Annotated in this window: 21 protein-coding genes and 1 other RNA gene; 14 read left to right on the top strand and 8 right to left on the bottom strand. The window is 53.8% G+C overall.

Features of this window, described 5'->3' with window-relative positions; translation table 11 throughout:
- Positions 1–7: 7 nt before the first annotated feature.
- Positions 8–212: signal recognition particle sRNA large type (ffs, locus tag QZ177_RS05340), an RNA gene on the bottom strand.
- Positions 213–518: 306 nt separating this feature from the next.
- Here ffs and QZ177_RS05335 point away from each other — a divergent pair.
- The 8 genes from QZ177_RS05335 (at position 519) to dhaM (ending at position 5,624) form a co-directional block, all read left to right on the top strand.
- Positions 519–668, top strand: coding sequence for a hypothetical protein (locus tag QZ177_RS05335; protein ID WP_009645340.1), 150 nt, complete (start codon positions 519–521; stop codon positions 666–668).
- Entirely contained in the window at positions 665–823 is a 159-nt protein-coding gene (locus QZ177_RS05330; RefSeq protein ID WP_265070636.1) for an aminoglycoside phosphotransferase, read from the top strand. The genes QZ177_RS05335 and QZ177_RS05330 overlap by 4 nt, the downstream gene beginning before the upstream one ends.
- 91 nt (positions 824–914) lie before the next feature.
- Positions 915–1,238 carry a hypothetical protein gene (locus tag QZ177_RS05325; protein ID WP_294175821.1) on the top strand — a complete coding sequence of 108 codons (324 nt, stop codon included), beginning with the start codon at positions 915–917 and terminating at the stop codon, positions 1,236–1,238.
- 15 nt (positions 1,239–1,253) lie between these two features.
- A complete protein-coding gene (locus QZ177_RS05320; RefSeq protein WP_294175819.1) occupies positions 1,254–1,913 on the top strand; it encodes an SIS domain-containing protein in 660 nt (219 codons plus the stop codon).
- Positions 1,914–1,994: 81 nt separating this feature from the next.
- Positions 1,995–3,506 carry a phosphomannomutase/phosphoglucomutase gene (locus QZ177_RS05315; protein WP_294175817.1) on the top strand — a complete coding sequence of 504 codons (1,512 nt, stop codon included), beginning with the start codon at positions 1,995–1,997 and terminating at the stop codon, positions 3,504–3,506.
- 60 nt (positions 3,507–3,566) lie between these two features.
- Entirely contained in the window at positions 3,567–4,556 is a 990-nt protein-coding gene (gene dhaK, locus QZ177_RS05310; protein ID WP_294175815.1) for a dihydroxyacetone kinase subunit DhaK, read from the top strand.
- A 47-nt stretch (positions 4,557–4,603) separates the two neighbouring features.
- Positions 4,604–5,224, top strand: a complete 621-nt coding sequence (dhaL, locus tag QZ177_RS05305; protein ID WP_009645315.1) for a dihydroxyacetone kinase subunit DhaL — start codon at positions 4,604–4,606, stop codon at positions 5,222–5,224.
- Between the two features lie 13 nt (positions 5,225–5,237).
- A complete protein-coding gene (gene dhaM / locus QZ177_RS05300) occupies positions 5,238–5,624 on the top strand; it encodes a dihydroxyacetone kinase phosphoryl donor subunit DhaM (RefSeq protein ID WP_294175813.1) in 387 nt (128 codons plus the stop codon).
- Between the two features lie 62 nt (positions 5,625–5,686).
- On the opposite strand, the gene QZ177_RS05295 is transcribed toward dhaM, so the two are convergent.
- The 7 genes from QZ177_RS05295 to dnaA all read right to left on the bottom strand — a co-directional run bounded on the left by QZ177_RS05295 (position 5,687) and on the right by dnaA (position 14,395).
- The gene (locus QZ177_RS05295; protein ID WP_294175809.1) at positions 5,687–6,901 is read right to left on the bottom strand and encodes an ATP-binding protein; all 1,215 of its coding nucleotides are present in this window, start codon (positions 6,899–6,901) and stop codon (positions 5,687–5,689) included.
- Between the two features lie 98 nt (positions 6,902–6,999).
- Entirely contained in the window at positions 7,000–8,919 is a 1,920-nt protein-coding gene (gene gyrB, locus QZ177_RS05290) for a DNA topoisomerase (ATP-hydrolyzing) subunit B (RefSeq protein ID WP_232208171.1), read from the bottom strand.
- A 187-nt stretch (positions 8,920–9,106) separates the two neighbouring features.
- On the bottom strand, positions 9,107–9,373 hold the full coding sequence (gene remB, locus QZ177_RS05285; protein WP_009645271.1) for an extracellular matrix regulator RemB: 267 nt from the start codon (positions 9,371–9,373) through the stop codon (positions 9,107–9,109).
- A complete protein-coding gene (locus QZ177_RS05280; protein ID WP_294175807.1) occupies positions 9,351–10,346 on the bottom strand; it encodes a DciA family protein in 996 nt (331 codons plus the stop codon). The genes remB and QZ177_RS05280 overlap by 23 nt, the downstream gene beginning before the upstream one ends.
- A gap of 64 nt (positions 10,347–10,410) precedes the next feature.
- The gene (gene recF, locus QZ177_RS05275; RefSeq protein ID WP_265070627.1) at positions 10,411–11,520 is read right to left on the bottom strand and encodes a DNA replication/repair protein RecF; all 1,110 of its coding nucleotides are present in this window, start codon (positions 11,518–11,520) and stop codon (positions 10,411–10,413) included.
- 6 nt (positions 11,521–11,526) lie between these two features.
- The gene (dnaN, locus tag QZ177_RS05270; RefSeq protein WP_009645285.1) at positions 11,527–12,639 is read right to left on the bottom strand and encodes a DNA polymerase III subunit beta; all 1,113 of its coding nucleotides are present in this window, start codon (positions 12,637–12,639) and stop codon (positions 11,527–11,529) included.
- Between the two features lie 289 nt (positions 12,640–12,928).
- On the bottom strand, positions 12,929–14,395 hold the full coding sequence (gene dnaA / locus QZ177_RS05265; RefSeq protein WP_294175799.1) for a chromosomal replication initiator protein DnaA: 1,467 nt from the start codon (positions 14,393–14,395) through the stop codon (positions 12,929–12,931).
- Between the two features lie 534 nt (positions 14,396–14,929).
- Here dnaA and rpmH point away from each other — a divergent pair.
- The 6 genes from rpmH to mnmE all read left to right on the top strand — a co-directional run bounded on the left by rpmH (position 14,930) and on the right by mnmE (position 18,895).
- The gene (rpmH, locus tag QZ177_RS05260; RefSeq protein ID WP_006192627.1) at positions 14,930–15,064 is read left to right on the top strand and encodes a 50S ribosomal protein L34; all 135 of its coding nucleotides are present in this window, start codon (positions 14,930–14,932) and stop codon (positions 15,062–15,064) included.
- Positions 15,065–15,141: 77 nt separating this feature from the next.
- Positions 15,142–15,528, top strand: coding sequence for a ribonuclease P protein component (gene rnpA / locus QZ177_RS05255; RefSeq protein WP_009645415.1), 387 nt, complete (start codon positions 15,142–15,144; stop codon positions 15,526–15,528).
- Complete coding sequence (gene yidD, locus QZ177_RS05250; protein ID WP_009645307.1) at positions 15,525–15,734, top strand: membrane protein insertion efficiency factor YidD; 210 nt, start codon at positions 15,525–15,527, stop codon at positions 15,732–15,734. The genes rnpA and yidD overlap by 4 nt, the downstream gene beginning before the upstream one ends.
- Positions 15,735–15,754: 20 nt before the next feature.
- A complete protein-coding gene (locus QZ177_RS05245) occupies positions 15,755–16,423 on the top strand; it encodes a YidC/Oxa1 family membrane protein insertase (protein ID WP_264917879.1) in 669 nt (222 codons plus the stop codon).
- 1 nt (position 16,424) lies between these two features.
- Positions 16,425–17,450 carry an RNA-binding cell elongation regulator Jag/EloR gene (gene jag, locus QZ177_RS05240; RefSeq protein WP_294175795.1) on the top strand — a complete coding sequence of 342 codons (1,026 nt, stop codon included), beginning with the start codon at positions 16,425–16,427 and terminating at the stop codon, positions 17,448–17,450.
- 65 nt (positions 17,451–17,515) lie between these two features.
- On the top strand, positions 17,516–18,895 hold the full coding sequence (mnmE, locus tag QZ177_RS05235; protein ID WP_294175793.1) for a tRNA uridine-5-carboxymethylaminomethyl(34) synthesis GTPase MnmE: 1,380 nt from the start codon (positions 17,516–17,518) through the stop codon (positions 18,893–18,895).
- The last annotated feature ends 5 nt before the right edge of the window (positions 18,896–18,900 follow it).

The raw sequence follows: 18,900 nt of genomic DNA, 5'->3' as shown, positions 1-18,900 counted from the left end.
CAGCAGCAAATACTCCTTTTCCACTTCGGGGCGCGACTCCCAGGCGCCCTCGCGGCACATGAAGCGGTTCGCTTACCGCTGCTTCCTTCCGGACCTGACGGGGTTCACGAGACTCCATTGCGCAAGACCAAGGCGCCGCGCTCCGAACTGGAAAAGGCTTCTCAAAAGAGCAGCATAGAAAACGCCCATTGCGTTCTTTGATTGTAGCATAGACAGGCAGAAGCCGTCAACCGCTGTTCAGGAATCACTGATAAATTCAGCCGCCCATCTTCACACATCTGCGCTGTCCTCTCGTCGTCGACAAATCCTCGACGTAGCACCGCTACGCCTGCGGTTTGTCTCCTCGATAGATACAGCGCATCTGTGCAAATCTGGGCGACCTCATTTTATCAGCGCTTCCTTCATATCCGATTGTACCTGCGTCCTTACAAAAACCTAGCCAATCAGCCTGTGCCCTTTGGGCTTGACCTCTTGGGGTTTCACGAGTAGAATATGAAGTATAAAGGTGGCTGGTCAAAATGAATAAAGCGGATTTTGATGAGATGGATCCGGAGACTCAGGAAATCCTCGACAGGCTCTCCCCTGCGCCCGAAAAGCTGCAGGAAGAGGGCTGGGATAGTCGTGCCCAACAACAGATGATGTTGGAAGAAAACGGACACAACGCATGAGTCTGACGGATGAGACGCGGCAAAAACTGCAAAAGCAGATCGACGCCCTCAAGAAGCGCATGCTCTATGATGCGAACGATCTCGACTATGAGACGCATCTTTTTCTGGTTCGTACCCTGCAAAAGGTGCTCGACCAGGAAAAATTCAAGCCTTGAGGCTCTCTTGAAGTCTGTCTTTTGCGGTTTTTGCTTATGCAAGGGATGCGCATTGATATTTCAGCGCTCCTCTAGAAAAGAAGAGAGAATCATGAATTTTATTCCTTCCCGAAAAAAAATCATTGCTGCACTCATGATGGGAGCTTTTGCCGGCGGCATGGCTCCTATCTTTGTTGCGGGCGCAAACACAGCATGTATTTCCACGGTCTCCGTCGCACACGCAGCGTCTTGCCCTACGCCGACGAAGCGCTATCAGGAGGCGGCACGAGACGACAGTGAGGACAAGGCGGCAGACGCGACAGAAAGCGTGAGCGACAATATTTTCAAGGCCGCTTGGAGAATCGCCCTGCTCGTCGCCGTCGTTTTCCTTGCACGAATCGGCTGGAAGCATTTCCACAAGAAGAAAAACGCATAGAGAAGGGGTCTAAACATGGCCAAAGAAACGACACTCGCCACGATCGACCATCTGATTGAGCGCTATCCTGTGCTCGCTCCCATGGAAGAACCGCTGAAAGCCGCTGTCGAAACGATTGTCAACTGCTACAGAAAAGGCGGCAAACTGCTCATCTGCGGCAACGGCGGCAGCGCAGCCGACGCCGAGCACATCACGGGAGAGCTGATGAAGGGCTTCCTTCTGCCGCGCCGCTTAGGCGAGGACAAGAGGCAGAAGCTCATGGACGCCTGCCCCGAAGATGCAGCGTACCTCATCGAGAACCTGCAGGAAGCCCTGCCCGCTCTTTCCCTCGTCAACCAAATTGCCCTCGGTACGGCGTTTGCCAACGACCAGGCGCCCGACCTCGTCTTCGCCCAGCAGGTATTCGGTCTTGGCAGGAAAGGCGACGTCCTTCTCGCCATCAGCACGTCAGGCAATTCGCAGAATGTTCTCTATGCCGCGCAGGTCGCACGCGCTTTCGGCATCTCCGTCATCTCTCTGACGGGCATGGGCGGCGGCAAGCTGCGCGCTCTGACCGACATTCTCCTCGCCGTTCCCGACAAGGAAACATACCGCATACAGGAACTTCATCTGCCGATTTATCATGCTCTTTGCATAGCGGCCGAAGAAGAATTTTTTGGTACGAATGATAAATGACAGAATAAAAAACGCAAATTATTCCAAAAATATGGTATAATATACCCTGAAGAAAATGGAATGCACCATGGGGGGATTGCCATGATTGCGGAAAAACAATGGATGAAATTGCAGAACGGCAGCGACGTGCGCGGCGTTGCCGTATCCGGCGTCGCCGACGAGCCCGTCAATCTGACGGAAGAGGCCGCAGGCCGCATCGCGAACGGCTTCGTAGATTTCCTTGAAGAGAAGATCGGCAGGAAAGCGCAGGAAATGACGATCGCCGTCGGACACGACTCGCGCATTTCCGCTCCCTGCTTGAAGCGTGCCATACTCGCCGCTCTTCTTTCCCGCGGCGTCCGAGCGCTCGACTGCGGCCTTTCTTCCACGCCCGCGATGTTCATGTCCATCCTCTTCGATGAGACAAGGGCCGACGGCTCCATCATGATCACGGCGAGCCATCTGCCCTACAACCGAAACGGCATGAAATTCTTCACGGAGAAAGGCGGACTCGAAGCGAGTGACATCAAGAAGGTTCTTTCCTATGCCTCGAAGAATCCCCTGGTTCAAGGAGACGAAAAAGAAGCCGAGAAGTTTGACCTCATCTCCGTCTATGCCAACCATCTGCAGAAGAAGATTTGCGAGGGGCTTTCTGCCGCGCCCGAGGAGAAACCTCTTGCCGGCATGCGCATCGCAGTCGACGCCGGCAACGGCAGCGGCGGCTTCTTTGCCACGAAGGTGCTCGCCCCGCTGGGAGCAGACACTACGGGCAGCCGCTACTTAGAGCCGGACGGCATGTTCCCGAACCATATCCCGAACCCCGAGAACCGCGAAGCGATGGCCGCCATCAAGGAAGCCGTCCTCGAAAACCATGCTGATCTCGGCCTGATCTTTGATACCGATGTCGACCGCATGAGCGCCGTCCTGCCCACGGGCGAGGAAATCAACCGCAATGCGCTCATCGCCATGATGGCGGCCATCCTAGCGCCCGACTATCCAAAGTCAACGATCGTCACGGATTCGATCACTTCCGACGAACTGACCGACTTTCTGGAAAACGAGCTTCACCTCCGTCACCATCGCTTCAAACGCGGCTACAAGAACGTCATCAACGAATGTATGCGCCTCAACGAAGAAGGAACGGTATCACCGCTTGCCATCGAGACCTCGGGGCATGGCGCACTTTCCGAGAACTACTATCTCGACGACGGCGCGTACCTCGCCGTGAAACTCCTCATCGCAGCGGCCAAAGCGAAGAGAGATGGGCGCACGCTTCACTCGCTCATTGAAAAGCTCGCGCACCCGTTGGAAGCGCGCGAATATCGCTTGAAGATCGTAGGAGTCGAAGATGCCCGCAGTTATGCGGCAGATGTGCTTGAATCCGTCGCCCGACGCGCCAAGGAGAACGGTATCAAGATGGCCGAACCGTCCTACGAAGGCGTGCGGCTCGTATTCCCCGACGGCTGGGCGCTCCTGCGCATGTCGCTGCACGACCCGAACATGCCGCTGAACATCGAGAGCCGCAAAAAGGACGGTGTTCGCATCATCGCCGAAAAGGTCAGAAGCTTGCTTGACGGCTTTGCTTCGCTTGATTGCAGTGCATTTCAAAGATGATCGATACGAACCATATCGGCTTTGCAATATAGAATGACAAGAGAGAAAGGCGGTACATGGATGAAAAAGCTCATCAACAAGGTGGACGATGTCGAGCGCGAGATGATCGAAGGCCTCGCCAAGGCAGCACCGAAAAAGCTCCGGAAGCTCGACGAAGGAAACATCATCGTGCGCACACCGAAAAAGGAAGGCAAGGTCGCGCTCGTCTCCGGCGGCGGCAGCGGTCATGAGCCGGCGCATGGCGGCTACGTCGGCAATGGCATGCTCGACTGCGCCGTGGCAGGATCTGTATTCACCTCGCCGACGCCCGATCAGATTTATGAGGGAATCAAGGCCGTCGCCACCGAGGCGGGAGTCCTCGCGATCGTCAAGAATTATACGGGCGATGTTCTGAACTTCGAAATGGCGATTGACATGGCGAAGGATGAAGGTGTCAACGCCGACTACGTCATCGTCAACGACGATGTCGCCGTCAAGGACAGCCTCTATACGACAGGCAGGCGCGGCGTCGCCGGGACGATCTTTGTCCATAAGATCGCAGGGGCGCGTGCCGAAGAGGGCGCCTCCCTCACCGAAGTCAAAGCGTGTGCCGAAAATGTCATCAAGAACGTCCGCTCGATGGGCATGGCGATCGCCCCGTGCACCGTTCCCGCTGCCGGAAAGCACGGCTTTACGCTCGCAGAAGACGAAGTTGAGATCGGCATCGGCATCCATGGTGAGCCGGGCACGAGCCGTGAGAAGATGCTCTCGGCCAACGAAGCGGCGAAAAGACTCCTTGATCCCATCCTTGCCGACCTTGACTACTCCGGCAAGGAGGTCGTCGTCCTCGTCAACGGCATGGGTGCAACCCCCTTGATGGAACTTTACATCATCAACAACTTCGTGCAGGATTACTTGAAGGAAAAGGGCGTCAAGGTATACGACACGATGGTCGGCAACTATATGACAGCCATTGAGATGGCGGGATTCTCCCTGACGCTCCTGCGTCTTGACGAGGATATGAAGCGCCTCTACGACGCCAAAGCCGATACGCTTGCCTGGAAAAAATAAACTGGAAACAACTCTTTGAAACGGAACAAAGAATGAAGGGGCAATGTATGGATACGAAAAAGCTGCTGGAAATCATGAAAGCGATCTCCGAAAAAATCGAAGCGGAAAAGGATGTCCTGACCGAGCTCGACAGCGCCATCGGCGATGGAGATCACGGCATCAATATGGCGCGCGGCGCAAAAACCGTGATGGAAAAACTTCCTTCGCTCATCGGAAAGGACAGCGGCGCCATATTCAAGGGCATCGGCATGGCCATCGTATCGAGTGTCGGCGGAGCTTCAGGCCCCCTCTACGGCACGGCTTTCATGAAGGCGGGCGATGCGCTCAAGGGAAAGATGGATCTTTCCGCCGAAGACTTTCTCACAGCATTTTCCGCCTCCGTCGCGGGCATAAAGATGCGCGGTAAATCGACCATCGGGGAGAAGACCATGCTCGACGCCCTTTGCCCTGCCGAACGTGCCATGCGTGAAGCCATAGAAGCGAAGAAGACACTCAAGGAAGCCTTGGAAGCCGCCGCCGTCGCCGCCGAAAAGGGCGCGGAGCGCACGAAGGATCTCGTCGCCACCAAGGGACGCGCGAGTTACCTCGGCGAGCGCAGTCTCGGCCACAGAGATCCGGGCGCTGTATCTTCCTCCTTCATGCTGCGTGCCATGGCAGACGCCATGTAAGGGGGCGAGCATCATGTTCAGCATCGTCGTTGTTTCCCACAGCAAAAAACTTGCGGAAGGCGTCGCCGAAGTCGCCAAAATGATGGCACGCGATGTAACGATCGTCGCTGCCGGCGGCACGGAGGACGGCAGCCTCGGCACAAGCTATGAGAAGATCGCCGCCGCCATCGACAAGTCCTATACGGACGACGGCGTCGCCCTCTTCATGGATATGGGAAGCGCCGTCATGACGGCGGAAATGGTCCTCGAATCCATGTCAGACCGCCGCCTGAAGCTCATCGACGCTCCGCTCGTCGAGGGCGTCGTCCTCGCCGCCGTCGAAGCTGCTTCAGGAACCGCGCTCGAAGACCTGGCGGGAAAGATGCAGCAGGCGAGAGATATGCACAAGATCGAGATATAGGGAAGAGTTATCCAGCAAATAGGGCTGTTCCGACGTCGTGGAGATGTCGGAACAGCCCTATTTCAGTCCTCTTCCAATAACCAGCGCAGGACATTCCTCTTCTTTATGCCGTCGTAATCCGCCGTCGCATTCACTTCGTCCAAGGTCAGAAGATATTTGGGATAATTATCCTTGATCGAGCGCAAGGATTTCAGCTCACGTTCCAAGACCTCCGGCTGCTGGGTCGATTCTGCCACTTGGATGTAGACATGACCTTTTTCATTCTGCGCTACGAAGTCGACTTCGCCGCTCGGCAGAGCACCGACGTAGACGCGATAACCACGCCGCAGAAGCTCCAAATAGACGATATTTTCCAGTACATGCCCCGTATCCTGCCCCTTCCTGCCGATGAGGAAAAAGCGCATGGCAGCGTCGACCACATAGTATTTTGAATTGATGCGCAGCACTTCCTTGCCGACAAGGTTGAAGCGGTCGGCCTGATAGACGAGAAGTCCGTCCTGCAGGCCCTGCAAGTATCGCTCCACCGTCTTGGCGTCGATCTTTCTTCCCACACTCGTCATGGAATCCGCTATCCTCTTGGGAGAAAGCAGGCTTCCTACATGAAGGAAGAGATACTTCGTAACGCTTTCGAGCATCTTGGCGTCAGCAATGCGCAGACGCGCCACGATATCTTTCAAAAGAATCGTGCTGTATATGCCTTGCATGTACTCGTTGATGTCCTTCTCTCGTCCGTCAAGCTGCATGGCATAGGGAAAGGAACTTCCTCTCGTATACTTTTCGTACAGCTCCCACAGACTGAATTTTTCTTGCAGCATCTCGCGGCTGCAGAATTCACGAAAGGACAAAGGAAGCATACGAAGCTCCACATAGCGGCCGGAAAGCAAGGTTGCCAGATCGCTCGACATGAAATAAGCGTTCGATCCCGTGATATAGATATCCACTTTTTCCTTGATAAAAAGACTGTCCACGGCCTTTTCAAACTGCGGCACATGTTGTATCTCATCGAGAAAGACGTAATTCCACTTTCCTGGCACGAGCCTTTCGCATACATAGCGGTACAGAGCATGATACTCCTGCAGGTCTTCAAATTCCAGATTCTCGAAGTTGATGACATGAATCTGCTCTTCTGTCACGCCGTCTTGCAGCAAATGATGCTGGTAGAGGGAAAACAACGTGGATTTACCGCAGCGGCGCACGCCCGATACCACCTTGATGATAGGACGCTCACGATTGCGCTGCAGGAAATCCATATAAGATGCACGCTCGATCAGTTTCATGATATTCTCCTTGTGATAATAAAAAACGGAATCTATTCCTTCTTCATCATTATATCATGATTTCAGAGGAATAGATTCCGTTTTTTCTCTATACACTCTTAAATATCGAGATTTCTCACATGCTTGGCGTGCTCTTCGATGAACTGGCGGCGCGGCTCCACCTTGTCGCCCATGAGGATCGTGAAAAGCTCGTCAGCTTCTTCAGCGTCCTCCATGCGCACTTGGAGCATCGTCCTGCCTTCGGGATCCATCGTCGTTTCCCAAAGCTGCTCGGGATTCATCTCGCCGAGACCCTTGTAGCGCTGCACGGTCGCGTTGTCCCTGCCGACTTCGTTGAGCTTCTGCGCCAGCTCGTCGTCGCTGTAGGTGTACCAGTGCTTCTTGCCCTTGCGAATCTGGTAGAGTGGCGGCTGCGCGATGTAGACGTGGCCGCGCTCAATGAGCGGCTTCATGTAGCGGTAGAAGAAGGTCAGAAGGAGCGTGCGGATATGCGATCCGTCGACGTCGGCATCGGTCATGATGATGATCTTGCCGTAGCGACGCTTCGCGATGTCAAAGTCGTCGCTGATGCCCGTGCCGAACGCCGTGATCATCGTGCGAATCTCGGCATTGGCGAAGATCTTGTCAAGACGCGCCTTCTCGACGTTCAGGATCTTGCCGCGCAAGGGCAGGATTGCCTGGAAGCGGCGGTCACGTCCCTGCTTCGCCGAGCCGCCGGCGCTGTCGCCCTCGACGAGGTAGATTTCCGCCTGCTCGGGATCTTTGATCGAGCAGTCCGCGAGCTTTCCGGGCAGGCTCGACACTTCGAGCGCATTCTTGCGCCGTGTCAGCTCACGCGCCTTTCGCGCGGCTTCCCTCGCGCGAGACGCCATGATCGCCTTCTCGATGACCTTCTTCGTGATGGCGGGATTTTCCTCGAAATACTCGGTCAGTCCCTCGGTCACGATGGAATCGACAATGCCGCGCACCTCGGAATTGCCGAGCTTCGTCTTCGTCTGCCCCTCGAACTGCGGCTCATGTATCTTGAGACTGATGACGCAGGTCAAGCCTTCTCTGACGTCCTCACCCGAGAGATTGCCGTCCTTGTCCTTCAATATCCCCTGCTTTCGCGCGAAGTCGTTCGCCGCGCGCGTCAGAGCGATCTTGAAGCCCGCGAGATGTGTGCCGCCTTCCTCGGTGTTGATATTGTTGACAAAGCTGTAGATATTCTCCATGTAGCTGTCGTTGTACTGCATGGCGATTTCCACAACGGTATCATCCTTGATACCATTGAAGTAGATCGGCGTCGGATGAATGACTTCCTTCTTGCGGTTCAGATGCTCAACGAAGGAGCGAATGCCGCCCTCATAGAAGTACGACTCCTCGCGCCCCTCGCCGCGCTTGTCCATGAGACGGATCGTGATGCCCTGATTCAGAAAAGCCAGCTCGCGCAGACGATGCTTCAAGGTGTCAAAGCTGTACTGTGTCACCGTGAAGATCTCAGGGTCGGGGACGAAGTGAACCTTCGTTCCCGTCTTTTCCGTCTCGCCAATGACCGTCAAAGGAGCGGCTGTCACGCCCTGCTCGAAACGTATGCTGTGGATCTTGCCGTCGCGCTTGACTTCGACGTCCATCGACGTGGAGAGCGCATTGACGACGGAGACGCCGACACCGTGCAGACCGCCCGACACCTTGTATCCTTCGCCGCCGAACTTGCCGCCCGCGTGCAGGACGGTCAGGACGACCTCGACCGCAGGCTTGCCGCTCTCGTGCATGTCAACGGGGATGCCTCGCCCATTGTCGACAACGGTGATGCTGTTGTCCTTTTCGATCGTCACGTCAATATGGTCGCAATAGCCGGCCAGAGCCTCATCGATCGAGTTGTCGACCACCTCGTAGACGAGATGATGCAGGCCGCGCTCCGACGTGCTGCCGATGTACATGCCCGGGCGCTTTCTTACGGCTTCCAGGCCTTCCAAAATCTGAATCTGATTGGCGCCGTAGTCGCCGTCAACCGCCGTGACGTCAGCGCTGTCCATATCCTTGTGGATTTCGACGTTTTCCAAATCAAGGTCATCGTCGCGCACTTCCTCGGCAAACTTCGCCGCTTGCTCTTCGCGCAGCTTCTCCTCGGCCGCATCCTGCTCGGCGCGGTCGAGTGCTTTTTGGAGCGCATCCTTCTCTTTTTCCATCTCTATATTGTCCCTCCATCATTCCTCAAAACATCTATGCCTGCACTGCAAAATCATGCAGGTTCACTCCATAAGCGGGTGATTGTATACGCCTTTTCAAGGACTGCGCGGAAATCACCGAGAAATAAAGCCCTTCATCCGTAACGATGACGGAACGCGGCTCTTTTCTCATCGCGGCACTCTTCGCAATATCCTTCTTCCAGAGAGAATTTCCGGACGCCTCTCGATATATCTCTATGTCAAGAATCGCCAATATGCTGGAAACGGCAACCAAGCTGTCATCGCCTAGGTGCAGATACATGGAATCCCTCCCCGCTCTTCGCTCCCCTTTTTGCCGTCTTTTTCATGACCTCCGAACGCTTGGGGAAGGGACGGAACACCGTTCCTTCTGCCATCTCGCGGCGAAGATCGTAAAGCGTGCGGCGCACGATGTCTTCCGTGAGCTGCTCTGGCCGCAGCGAGCGGTAGAGCATGACGAGCGTCTTCGCCTCCAGACTCTCCCAATCGCCGAATTCGATGCGGCGGGCGAGCTCCTGCACGAGACGCGTACGCTCGGAAGCGACCATGGCGGGCGTGCAACGAAGATGATCTTTGATATCTGCATAGCGCGCCCACGGAAGATCGAGCAAATGGCGGCGGATCGAGCGTCGTCTTTCGCGCCGCTCCCTGCAGGTGCAGGAAGGACACACGCCTTCGCCGGAAAACAACTTGCCGCATTGAGGGCAAGGCTTCTCACCGAGCGCACGCAGCGCTTTCTCACGCTTCTTTCGCCGCTGAGATATATGCCGAAGTTTCCTTCGCAGACGTTCCTCGCTGACGAGAGAAACGCTTCTTTCGCATGCCTCCTGCTCCTCCTCGGTCAATGTCATCTCCTGCAGAGCCTTTCGGTATGCTTCCTGCTCGTCGGCTTCTTCTGCCTGCACACGCCCCGAAGCCTGAAAGAAGGCGACGTCGTCTTTTTTCCAGGAAAAGGCGAGTTCCTTCACCATCTCGAAACCTGCGAAGGTATTGAAGCGCGCGAGTATTGTCATCTGCATGAGCGTGATCTCGTTGCGCCAGGCGGGCACAGAGGCATGGAGCAGGAGCTTTTCGCCTTCTATGCCAATCGGCTGGACGTGCGCGGCGATGCCTTTGCCGACGATTTCCGGCCAACGCGCGAGGACGAAGCGCTCCTGATAGGTGCGCTCGATCTTCTTGCCCAGCGCATGGATGCTTTTTGGTATCACCTGATTGATTTTTTCCATGCCGGGATTGCGGCGATAGGAGCGTTTCATGGTCTGCCTTTCCCAAAAGTAAGGATTTTTTCTGATACTATATGGAAATATATTCTATACAATATCAAAAAAATATCTTTCCTGCTCGCACATGGAAGATATTTCCCATAAATTTTTCCGGCAAATATGCGGCATCCGTCGCCGTGAGCAAGGTCTGTATATGCTCTCTGCCGATGAAGTCCAGGAGTTTCTCCCTGCGCGTGCCATCCAGCTCGCTCATGACGTCATCGAGCAGAAGCACTGGATATTCTCCCGTCTCTGAGCGAAGAAACTCCAATTCAGAAAGCTTCAGGGCGAGGACGCCCGTGCGCTGCTGCCCCTGCGAACCGAAAGAGCGAAGGTTGACGCCGTTCACTTCAAGCCGGATATCATCCCTCTGCGGGCCGACGCTCGTCGAGCCGCGCAGAATGTCAAGATCCAAGGACTCCTCCAACTTCTTATTATACCATGGAACAAGCTCCTCTGTCACGCAAGGCGGCTCTTCCTCTGCACCGCAAAGCTCATATGAAAGGGAAAGATTCTCTTTCCCTGCAGAAATACGCCTTTGCATGAGGTTTGCCAGCATGTTGAGCTTTTTGACGGCGAGAAAACGCTTCTCGACGATATGCGCGGCACTTTTGGCAAGCTGCTCATCCCAGAGGGAAAGCATTTCCTTTCCCGCACGGCGCTCCCGAATCTTCTTCAACAGGCTGTTCCTTTGCGTGAGAATCCGCGTATACTGCATCAGTTCATGGCCGTAGGCGGGGCTTGCCTGGGAGATTTCCCCGTCGAGGAAGCGTCTTCTCTCAGCGGGCGCCCCCTTGATCAGAAAGAGATCCTCGGGGGAGAAGAGGACGGCATTGAATACGCCGAAAAGCTCCTTCGTTTTGATCGGCTCGCCATTCTTGCGGATGGAACGGCGTCTGCCGCGTTGAAATTGAAATTCCAGCGTATTTTCCACGTCAAGACGCTCAAAAAGAAGCTCAATTTTCGCTGCAGGAGCATCCCAAGCGATGAGATCGGCATCTGCATTCGTTCGATGCGAACGACCGATCGCCGCATAGTAAAGAGCCTCCGCAATATTCGTCTTTCCCTGCGCGTTTTCGCCAAGAAAGACGTTGATATTGGGAGACAGACTGAGGTCAAGCTCTTCATAGTTGCGAAAACATTTCAGACGGAGGCTCTTTGCTTTCATCGCACATCAATTCTGCGTGCGCACAGGCGTAACGATGTAAACGAAAGTAGGATTGTCCTCCTCGCGCACAGCTGCCGCCTGCAGGCTTTGATTCAAGAGAAAACGAAAGTTTTTGCTATTGATGTTCTTCAAAACGTCAGTGACATATTTCGCATTGAAGGCGATATTGACATCAGGGCCATCGATGGAAGCAGCGACGATTTCATCGGCCTTTCCTATATCAGGGCTGTTCGACGAGATATGAACTTGATTTCCGCCAAATTCCAGGCGAATGATATTGTAGTCGGCGGAGCGCGAGATCAAGGATACGCGGTCGACAGCGGCAAGGAAGTCTTCCGTGTCGAGCGTTACCGTCGTAGCGAAGTTTTTCGGTATGACGCTGTCATAATTTGGGAATTGCCCTTCGATCAGACGGGACATCAATACGACGTTCTCGAACTGGAAGCTCGCTTGGTTCGATGAGCAGCAGACGTCAACCTCGATGGGCATGTCGGAATTCAAGGCGCGCAAAAGCTCATTGAGTATTTTTGCGGGAATGATGATATGAAGATCGCCCGAAAGGTTTGCAATCACTTCTTTTTTTACAGAGAGACGATGCGTGTTCGTCGCCGCCATCTTCAGAGTTTCTCCGTTGATTTCCATCTGGCAGCCGGTAAAGACAGGACGCGCTTCATCTGTCGAGCAGGCGAAGACCGTCTTCTTGATGATATCTCGAAGCACGTTGTCCTGAATTTTGAAACGGATGCCGTCTTCCAGACGCTTTACCGTCGGAAAGTCATTGGCCGGCATGGAAAGAAGTGTGAAGTTGGAAGCAGCCGATTGGATCTTGCTGATGTTTTCGTCGATTTCTTGGGAGATTGTGACGGTTTCTCCAGGCAGGCGTCGAATGACCTCCTGCATGTAGCGTCCCGATAGGACAAGTTTTCCCTCCTGTTCCACTTCGGAAGGGATGATGCTGATGATGCCCATTTCATTGTCTGTGGCATGAAGTTCCACTTGATTGTTTGTGGCCTCCATATATATGCCTGAGAGAATCGGTGTCTGAGGTTTGTTGGCAATGGCTTTGGAAACGAGTTGAATCGCTTGGGCGAGTTCATTCTTATGGCAGGTAAATTTCATGGGATTCTCCTTTTTGATGAGTCGTTTTATGGGATGCACCTTATTGACTTATAGTACAAGAATATAAAAAAGCATAGCCGTAATAGTAGTAGGGGCTGTGGAAATGTGGAAAAGGCTTCTGCTGCTTTTGATACCAATGGAGAAGCCTTGTGGGAAAGATGTTGATAAGGTGTACTGGAATATCCACATTTCCACAGAGGAAAACGAAAATAGGAATTGTGCACATATTAGACACAGGATCTCACGGTGCTTTTCCACAGGGTTATGCACGGATGGGGAAGGGAATGATTCAGAGGCTTTCGATGCGCTGCATTAGCTGCTCGATCGTGCGGTCAAGTTTGCTGTCCTCTTTTCGCTCTTTGCCGATCTTTTCGCAGGCATGGATGACCGTCGTGTGGTCGCGTCCGCCGAAGGAATTGCCGATTTGTGGCAGGGAGTTGCCCGTCAGCTCGCGGCACAAGTACATGGCGATCTGGCGCGGCATGGCGAGGTTTCTCGTTCGTTTTTTTCCGTGCAGGTCATCGAGGCGCAGCTTGAAGTAGGAAGCGACGACTTCCTGGATGAGTTCCATGGTCACTTCGCGCGTCTTTTCATCCGGGAAGATATTGGCGAGAGATTCGTTGACGAGGGTCGTCGTAACGGGCTGCTGTGTCAGTGAGGCGTAGGCGACGACCCTCGTCAATGCGCCTTCCAGCTCTCGGATGTTGTTGTCGATGCGGTTGGCGATGGAGAACATCACATCGTTCGGCACGTCGAGGTGCTCAAGTGCGGCTTTCTTTCGGAGAATCGCTATGCGCGTTTCGAGATCGGGCGCCTGGATGTCCGTGATGAGACCCCATTCAAAGCGTGAGCGCAGACGATCTTCAAGCGTCTGAATCTCTCGCGGATGGCGGTCACTCGACAGGATGATGTGTTTGTTGGCGTCGTGCAGTGTGTTGAACGTATGGAAGAATTCTTCCTGCGTGTGCTCCTTCTTCGAGAGGAATTGGATGTCGTCGACGAGCAGGACGTCGATATTGCGGTATTTTTGGCGGAAGGATTCGGGATTGCCGTCTCGGATGGAGTTGATGAGTTCATTCGTGAACTTTTCGCTCGAAATGTAGAGGACGCGCATCTGGGGAAATTTTTCGAGGATCTTGTGTCCGATGGCGTGCATGAGATGCGTTTTGCCGAGTCCTACGCCGCCGTACATGAAGAAGGGATTGTATACTCTGCCCGGCGATTCGGCGACGGCGAGCGCAGCCGCATGGGCGAATCGGTTGGAATTGCCCGTGACGAAGGTGTCGAAGGTGTAGTGCGAGTTCAAGGACGAGGCGTCGCCGGGAGCAATCATGCCTGGCGTTTCATAGGCGCGGCTGACGTCTTCTTTTTTTTGCTCTGTATTTTGTGACGGAACGGGAATTTTTTTCGCATCCTTGACTTCCTGCGAGGATGGATTCGTGTCTGTTTCCGTCAGAAGCGTTTCCTGAACAGGAGGAGAATTTGGGGCAGGTTCGATGTTGAGGTTTTTTATTTCGATCTTGAGTTTTTTCTTTGCAATATCGAGTACGGCGTCTTCCAGAAAAGGGATGTAACGTTTTACAATCCATTCTCTGGCGAGCGATGTCGGTGCGCCGAGTACGAGGGTGGTGTCGGAAAGGGAAAGCGGCTTTACTGGGCGCAGCCAGTCGTTGAGAGCAAGTTCCGTCAATGAGCGCTGTTCGAGAACTTTCTGCAGGATTTGCTCCCAAATTGCCTGCAGTTCGGATTGTTCCATGGATCTGTCCTTTCTTGTCAACAAATTTCATGCACATGTGTATAATTTACGTGCATCTTATCCACATCTTTATTCACATACTGTGGATAAGATGTAAAAAAACGAGGAAAGGCGCACGCAGGGGAAATGGCAGGAACGACGTGCAATCAGGCGGAAAAAATATTTCCCTTTATATAATGAAGGAAATGGATAAAAACTCTTGTGGAAATATCTCCTCTGCCTGTGGATAATGTGCATATCTCTGTGTATAAATGGTCAGTCGGCTATGAATATCTTAGCAGACTGCAAAAGAGTTATCAACAGGCAATTCGTTCCTAAAAAGAGGAAAGGCTCGTTTATCCACAAGAAGGACAGGAAAATGCACGGCTTCTCCGCGCAAACCATGGAAAATCCTTGACACTCGATTGTCTCTGGGCTATAATTTAGCGTAGTTAAAAGCGATAGTAGGGGCATTTTGTGCTCTTTTGCATTTTGACTGAATGAATCGCTCGATGTATCGACGATTTATAGAATTCTTTTGGGAGGTGGATCTGAATGAAGATGACGTATCAGCCGAATAACCATTGGCGCAAGAAGACGCATGGTTTCCGCGAGCGTATGAAGACGAAAGGCGGCCGTCTCGTCCTGAAGAGAAGGCGCGCAAAGGGCAGAAAGAAATTGTCTGCGTAAGCACTCGCTAGGTCACTCCGGTGACCTTTTTTCATGAAATGACAAAGCATTTTGATTTTTAATGAAAGGGTTCTTGCATGTTGGGTCTGCCTAGAAGCCGCATCTTGAAAAAGAGGAAGGATTTTCAGGCTGTTTATTCCCGCGGAAAATCGTATTCAAACAGATTTCTCGTGCTTTATGTCTTTCGTTCGCATGGACTCCAAGGAAAAGTCGGTTTTGCCGCAGGCAAGAAGCTCGGCAATGCCGTGAAGCGCAATCGGGTCAAGAGATTGCTCCGCGAGTCTTATCGTCTGCATCAGGTTGAAATCGAGGAGGGTTTTTCCCTCCTGCTCGTGGGCAGGAAGGCGGCTCTCGACATCAAATGCCAGGACTTGGAAAAAGCTTTCCTCGCTTTGGGAAGGAAAGCCGGAATCATGGCAGGAGACAAAGAGGTTTCTAAAAGAGAGAGAAGGCGCGGCAGATGAAAGTCGTGATTCTGCTGCTCATTCGCTTTTATCGCGGTTTTCTTTCTCCTTTGAAGCCGCCTTCGTGCCGCTATATTCCGACATGCTCGGAGTATGCAATGATTGCTGTTGAAAAATATGGGGCGGCAAAGGGCAGTTTCCTTGCCATCAAGAGGATTCTGCGCTGCCATCCTTTTCATAAGGGTGGCTACGACCCTGTACCATAGGAAAATTAGGATGTGGTGATTTGGAGTTTTTATCGTCGCTGTTTCATCCCGTCATTGCGGTGATTCAGTTTATGTTGGAGAATCTGTATGCGTTTACAGGTCTTTTCGGTTTTGAAAATTACGGGATTGCCATTATTTTGCTGACGATCCTCATCAAGGTATGCCTTTATCCTCTGACGGTCAAGCAGGTTCGCTCGATGAAGGGCATGCAGGAACTGCAGCCGAAGATGAAGAAACTGCAGGAAAAGTATAAAGACAATCCGCAGATGATGCAGCAGAAGATCGGCGAGCTGTATAAAGAAGCCGGCGTGAATCCTCTCGCGGGATGCCTGCCGCTCCTCATACAGATGCCGATTCTCATGGGCATGTTTTATGCGCTGCAGGGTTACGCGTATTCGGGGACGCCGTCCTTTCTGTGGCTCGCGTCTCTTTCTGAGCCCGATCCACACTATATATTGCCAGTGCTTTCCGCACTTTCGACGTGGTTCGTGCAGAAACAGACTTCGACGGAAACAAATCAACAGATGAAGATCATGATGATCGTCATGCCGATCTTCATCGGCTGGATCAGCTTGAATTTCGCTTCGGGACTTGTTCTCTATTGGGTGACGATGAATCTCGTGCAGATCGTGCAGCAGTGGTGGATGTACCGAAACGAGGACGGCATGGGAAAGAAAGGAGTTGCCTGATATGGCGGATTTCGTGGAAAGAACCGGAAAGACGGTGGAAGAAGCGATTGAAGCTGCACTCTTCGCCCTGCGTCTCCCGAAAGATCGCTGCACGGTGGAGGTCATTGAAGAACCGTCGAACGGCTTCTTTGGCTTGATTGGAAAGCGTGCGGCGAAAGTGCGCGTGACGGCGAAGGAAGAGCCTTTGCCGCAGCCGCAGGAGTCTTTGCCGCAAAAAGAAGAGCAGGAAGAAGCTCTTGAGGAGCGCCGTGAGGAACGGGAAGAAGAGCGTGCGGAGGAGAAGGAAGAGGCGCCTGTTTTGACGAAGGAGGCGTCCGAAAGTGCGCCCATCGTCTCCCATGATACGACGCCGGGCAGGCGGGAAACCATTGTAGATCGCGGCTTTTCCTACTCTCCCCCGAGGGAGAATCGTTCTTATTCAGAGCCACGCCGCGAGCGTTTCTCTTCGGGCAGACGTTCCTACGCATCCGATTCGGCTACCGGGCGCTTTCGTGAGGAGAAGGTTCGCAATTTCTTGAGTCCTGCAGATGCTGCAGTGCCGATCAAAAAGGCGGAGGATTTCCTGCAGCAGATTTTTCGAACGATGGATCTTGAAGTTGCCATCGAGAGAAAGGATCGGCCTCATTCGATCGAGCTGAATCTCTCAGGACACAATCTCGGCATACTCATCGGCAAGCACGGGCAGACGCTCGATGCTTTGCAATATCTCGTCAATCTTGCGGCCAACCAGGGATTGACGGAGGAGCGCGTGCGCATCATCCTCGATATTGAAGATTACCGCGAGCGCCGCGAGGAGACGCTTTACCGTCTGGCGGCGCGCTTGGCGGAGCGCTGCTGCCGCACGAACCAGCGCGTCGTCTTGGAGCCGATGAACCGCCATGAGCGCAAGATCATTCACCTTGCACTGCAGGAGAATCATCGCGTTTTGACTTACAGCGCGGGCGATGAGCCTTTTCGCAAGGTCGTCATTGAGCCGAAGCATCGCGTTTCGCGTATGGACGGTTCTATGCGTGAAGAGGATTATTGATTGGATTGAAATCGGGCTGTTGCAGCGAGCGACAGCCTTTTTCTTTCCTTGCAGGGGGGAACGAATTGCAGCAGGCAGATACGATCAGCGCCATTGCGACAGCGGCCGGGGAAGGCGGCGTCGGCATCGTGCGCCTTTCTGGTGCTTCTGCCATAGAGACGGCCTCGCGCATGTTTTGTGCTGCGGGCGGCAGGAAGCTCGCCGACGCAGGTGCGAGAGATCTTCTCTACGGTACAATCGTGCGAGAGGATGGCCGCCTCGTCGATGAGGCTCTTTGCCTCGTCATGCGTGCGCCCCATTCTTATACGAAGGAAGACGTTGTGGAATTGCAATGCCACGGCGGATCTGTTTCCCTGCGCGAGGTTCTGGCATTGACGTATCGTCACGGAGCGCGGGCTGCGGAACGAGGCGAGTTCACAAAACGAGCCTTCTTGAACGGCAGGCTCGATCTTGCCGAGGCGCAGGCCGTCATGGACGTGGTGCAGGCGAAGACGGAAAAGGGGCTGGAAATGGCGGTTGGGCATCTGGCCGGTCATTTCTCGGAGCGTATACGCTCGATGCGTGAAGATATTTTGGCTCTTCTTGCTCATTTGGAAGCTGTCATTGATTTTCCTGAGGAGGGCGTCGATGAAATTGTCGTAGAAGAGGCGCGGGAAAAGGTGTCGGCTCTCTATGCGTCGCTGCGCCGCATCCTGCAGACGGCACATACGGGACGCATCCTGCGCGACGGCTTGGAAACGGCGATTGTCGGAAGACCGAATGTGGGAAAGTCGAGCCTCTTGAATGCCCTGCTGCGCGAAGATCGCGCTATTGTCACCGACGTCCCGGGAACGACGCGTGATACCATTGAGGAGTATGCCGATATTGGCGGCGTGCCTTTGCGAATCATCGACACGGCAGGTATACGGGCGACGGAGGATGCCGTCGAGCGCATCGGCGTGGATAAGGCGCGTGCTTATGTGAAAAGCGCCGCGCTCGTGCTCGCCCTCTTTGACGGTTCTCGGCCTCTGGAGGCGGAGGATGAGGAGATCCTCGCCTTGCTTGAGGGAAAGGATGCGCTCATCGTCGTGACGAAAAGCGATCTGCCGCGCGTTCTTGATATCGAACGGCTGCAAAACTTGGTACATCTTCCTCTGATTGAAATCACGACGAAGGAGGAAGAAGGGCTTTCTCCTTTGACGGCCGCCATTTTGGAAAAGGTTTATGACGGTGAGGAAAGGTCGGGAGAAGGCTCGTTCGTTGCCGACCTGCGCACGAAGAATCTTTTGGAAGCGGCGGCAGATCATCTTAGCGCTGCAATTTCCACGATGGATCAGGGACTGGGGCTGGATTTCATCTCCATCGATCTGCGCTCTTCTTTGGAAAAACTCGGGGAGATCACGGGGAAAACGGTGGGAGATGATGTATTGGATGAAATATTTTCGCGCTTCTGCGTCGGCAAGTGAGGTGG

Source organism: uncultured Selenomonas sp. (genome assembly GCA_905372355.1).
Taxonomy (GTDB): domain Bacteria; phylum Bacillota; class Negativicutes; order Selenomonadales; family Selenomonadaceae; genus Selenomonas.
This window is presented reverse-complemented; position numbering and strand designations above follow the sequence as displayed.

Bases quoted from the DNA above. Each gene is read 5' to 3' on its own strand.
- QZ177_RS05335 (WP_009645340.1), top strand. From the start codon at position 519: ATGAATAAAGCGGATTTTGATGAGATGGATCCGGAGACTCAGGAAATC.
- QZ177_RS05330 (WP_265070636.1), top strand. From the start codon at position 665: ATGAGTCTGACGGATGAGACGCGGCAAAAACTGCAAAAGCAGATCGAC.
- QZ177_RS05325 (WP_294175821.1), top strand. From the start codon at position 915: ATGAATTTTATTCCTTCCCGAAAAAAAATCATTGCTGCACTCATGATG.
- QZ177_RS05320 (WP_294175819.1), top strand. From the start codon at position 1,254: ATGGCCAAAGAAACGACACTCGCCACGATCGACCATCTGATTGAGCGC.
- QZ177_RS05315 (WP_294175817.1), top strand. From the start codon at position 1,995: ATGATTGCGGAAAAACAATGGATGAAATTGCAGAACGGCAGCGACGTG.
- dhaK (WP_294175815.1), top strand. From the start codon at position 3,567: ATGAAAAAGCTCATCAACAAGGTGGACGATGTCGAGCGCGAGATGATC.
- dhaL (WP_009645315.1), top strand. From the start codon at position 4,604: ATGGATACGAAAAAGCTGCTGGAAATCATGAAAGCGATCTCCGAAAAA.
- dhaM (WP_294175813.1), top strand. From the start codon at position 5,238: ATGTTCAGCATCGTCGTTGTTTCCCACAGCAAAAAACTTGCGGAAGGC.
- QZ177_RS05295 (WP_294175809.1), bottom strand. From the start codon at position 6,901: ATGAAACTGATCGAGCGTGCATCTTATATGGATTTCCTGCAGCGCAAT.
- gyrB (WP_232208171.1), bottom strand. From the start codon at position 8,919: ATGGACAGCGCTGACGTCACGGCGGTTGACGGCGACTACGGCGCCAAT.
- remB (WP_009645271.1), bottom strand. From the start codon at position 9,373: ATGTATCTGCACCTAGGCGATGACAGCTTGGTTGCCGTTTCCAGCATA.
- QZ177_RS05280 (WP_294175807.1), bottom strand. From the start codon at position 10,346: ATGAAACGCTCCTATCGCCGCAATCCCGGCATGGAAAAAATCAATCAG.
- recF (WP_265070627.1), bottom strand. From the start codon at position 11,520: ATGAAAGCAAAGAGCCTCCGTCTGAAATGTTTTCGCAACTATGAAGAG.
- dnaN (WP_009645285.1), bottom strand. From the start codon at position 12,639: ATGAAATTTACCTGCCATAAGAATGAACTCGCCCAAGCGATTCAACTC.
- dnaA (WP_294175799.1), bottom strand. From the start codon at position 14,395: ATGGAACAATCCGAACTGCAGGCAATTTGGGAGCAAATCCTGCAGAAA.
- rpmH (WP_006192627.1), top strand. From the start codon at position 14,930: ATGAAGATGACGTATCAGCCGAATAACCATTGGCGCAAGAAGACGCAT.
- rnpA (WP_009645415.1), top strand. From the start codon at position 15,142: ATGTTGGGTCTGCCTAGAAGCCGCATCTTGAAAAAGAGGAAGGATTTT.
- yidD (WP_009645307.1), top strand. From the start codon at position 15,525: ATGAAAGTCGTGATTCTGCTGCTCATTCGCTTTTATCGCGGTTTTCTT.
- jag (WP_294175795.1), top strand. From the start codon at position 16,425: ATGGCGGATTTCGTGGAAAGAACCGGAAAGACGGTGGAAGAAGCGATT.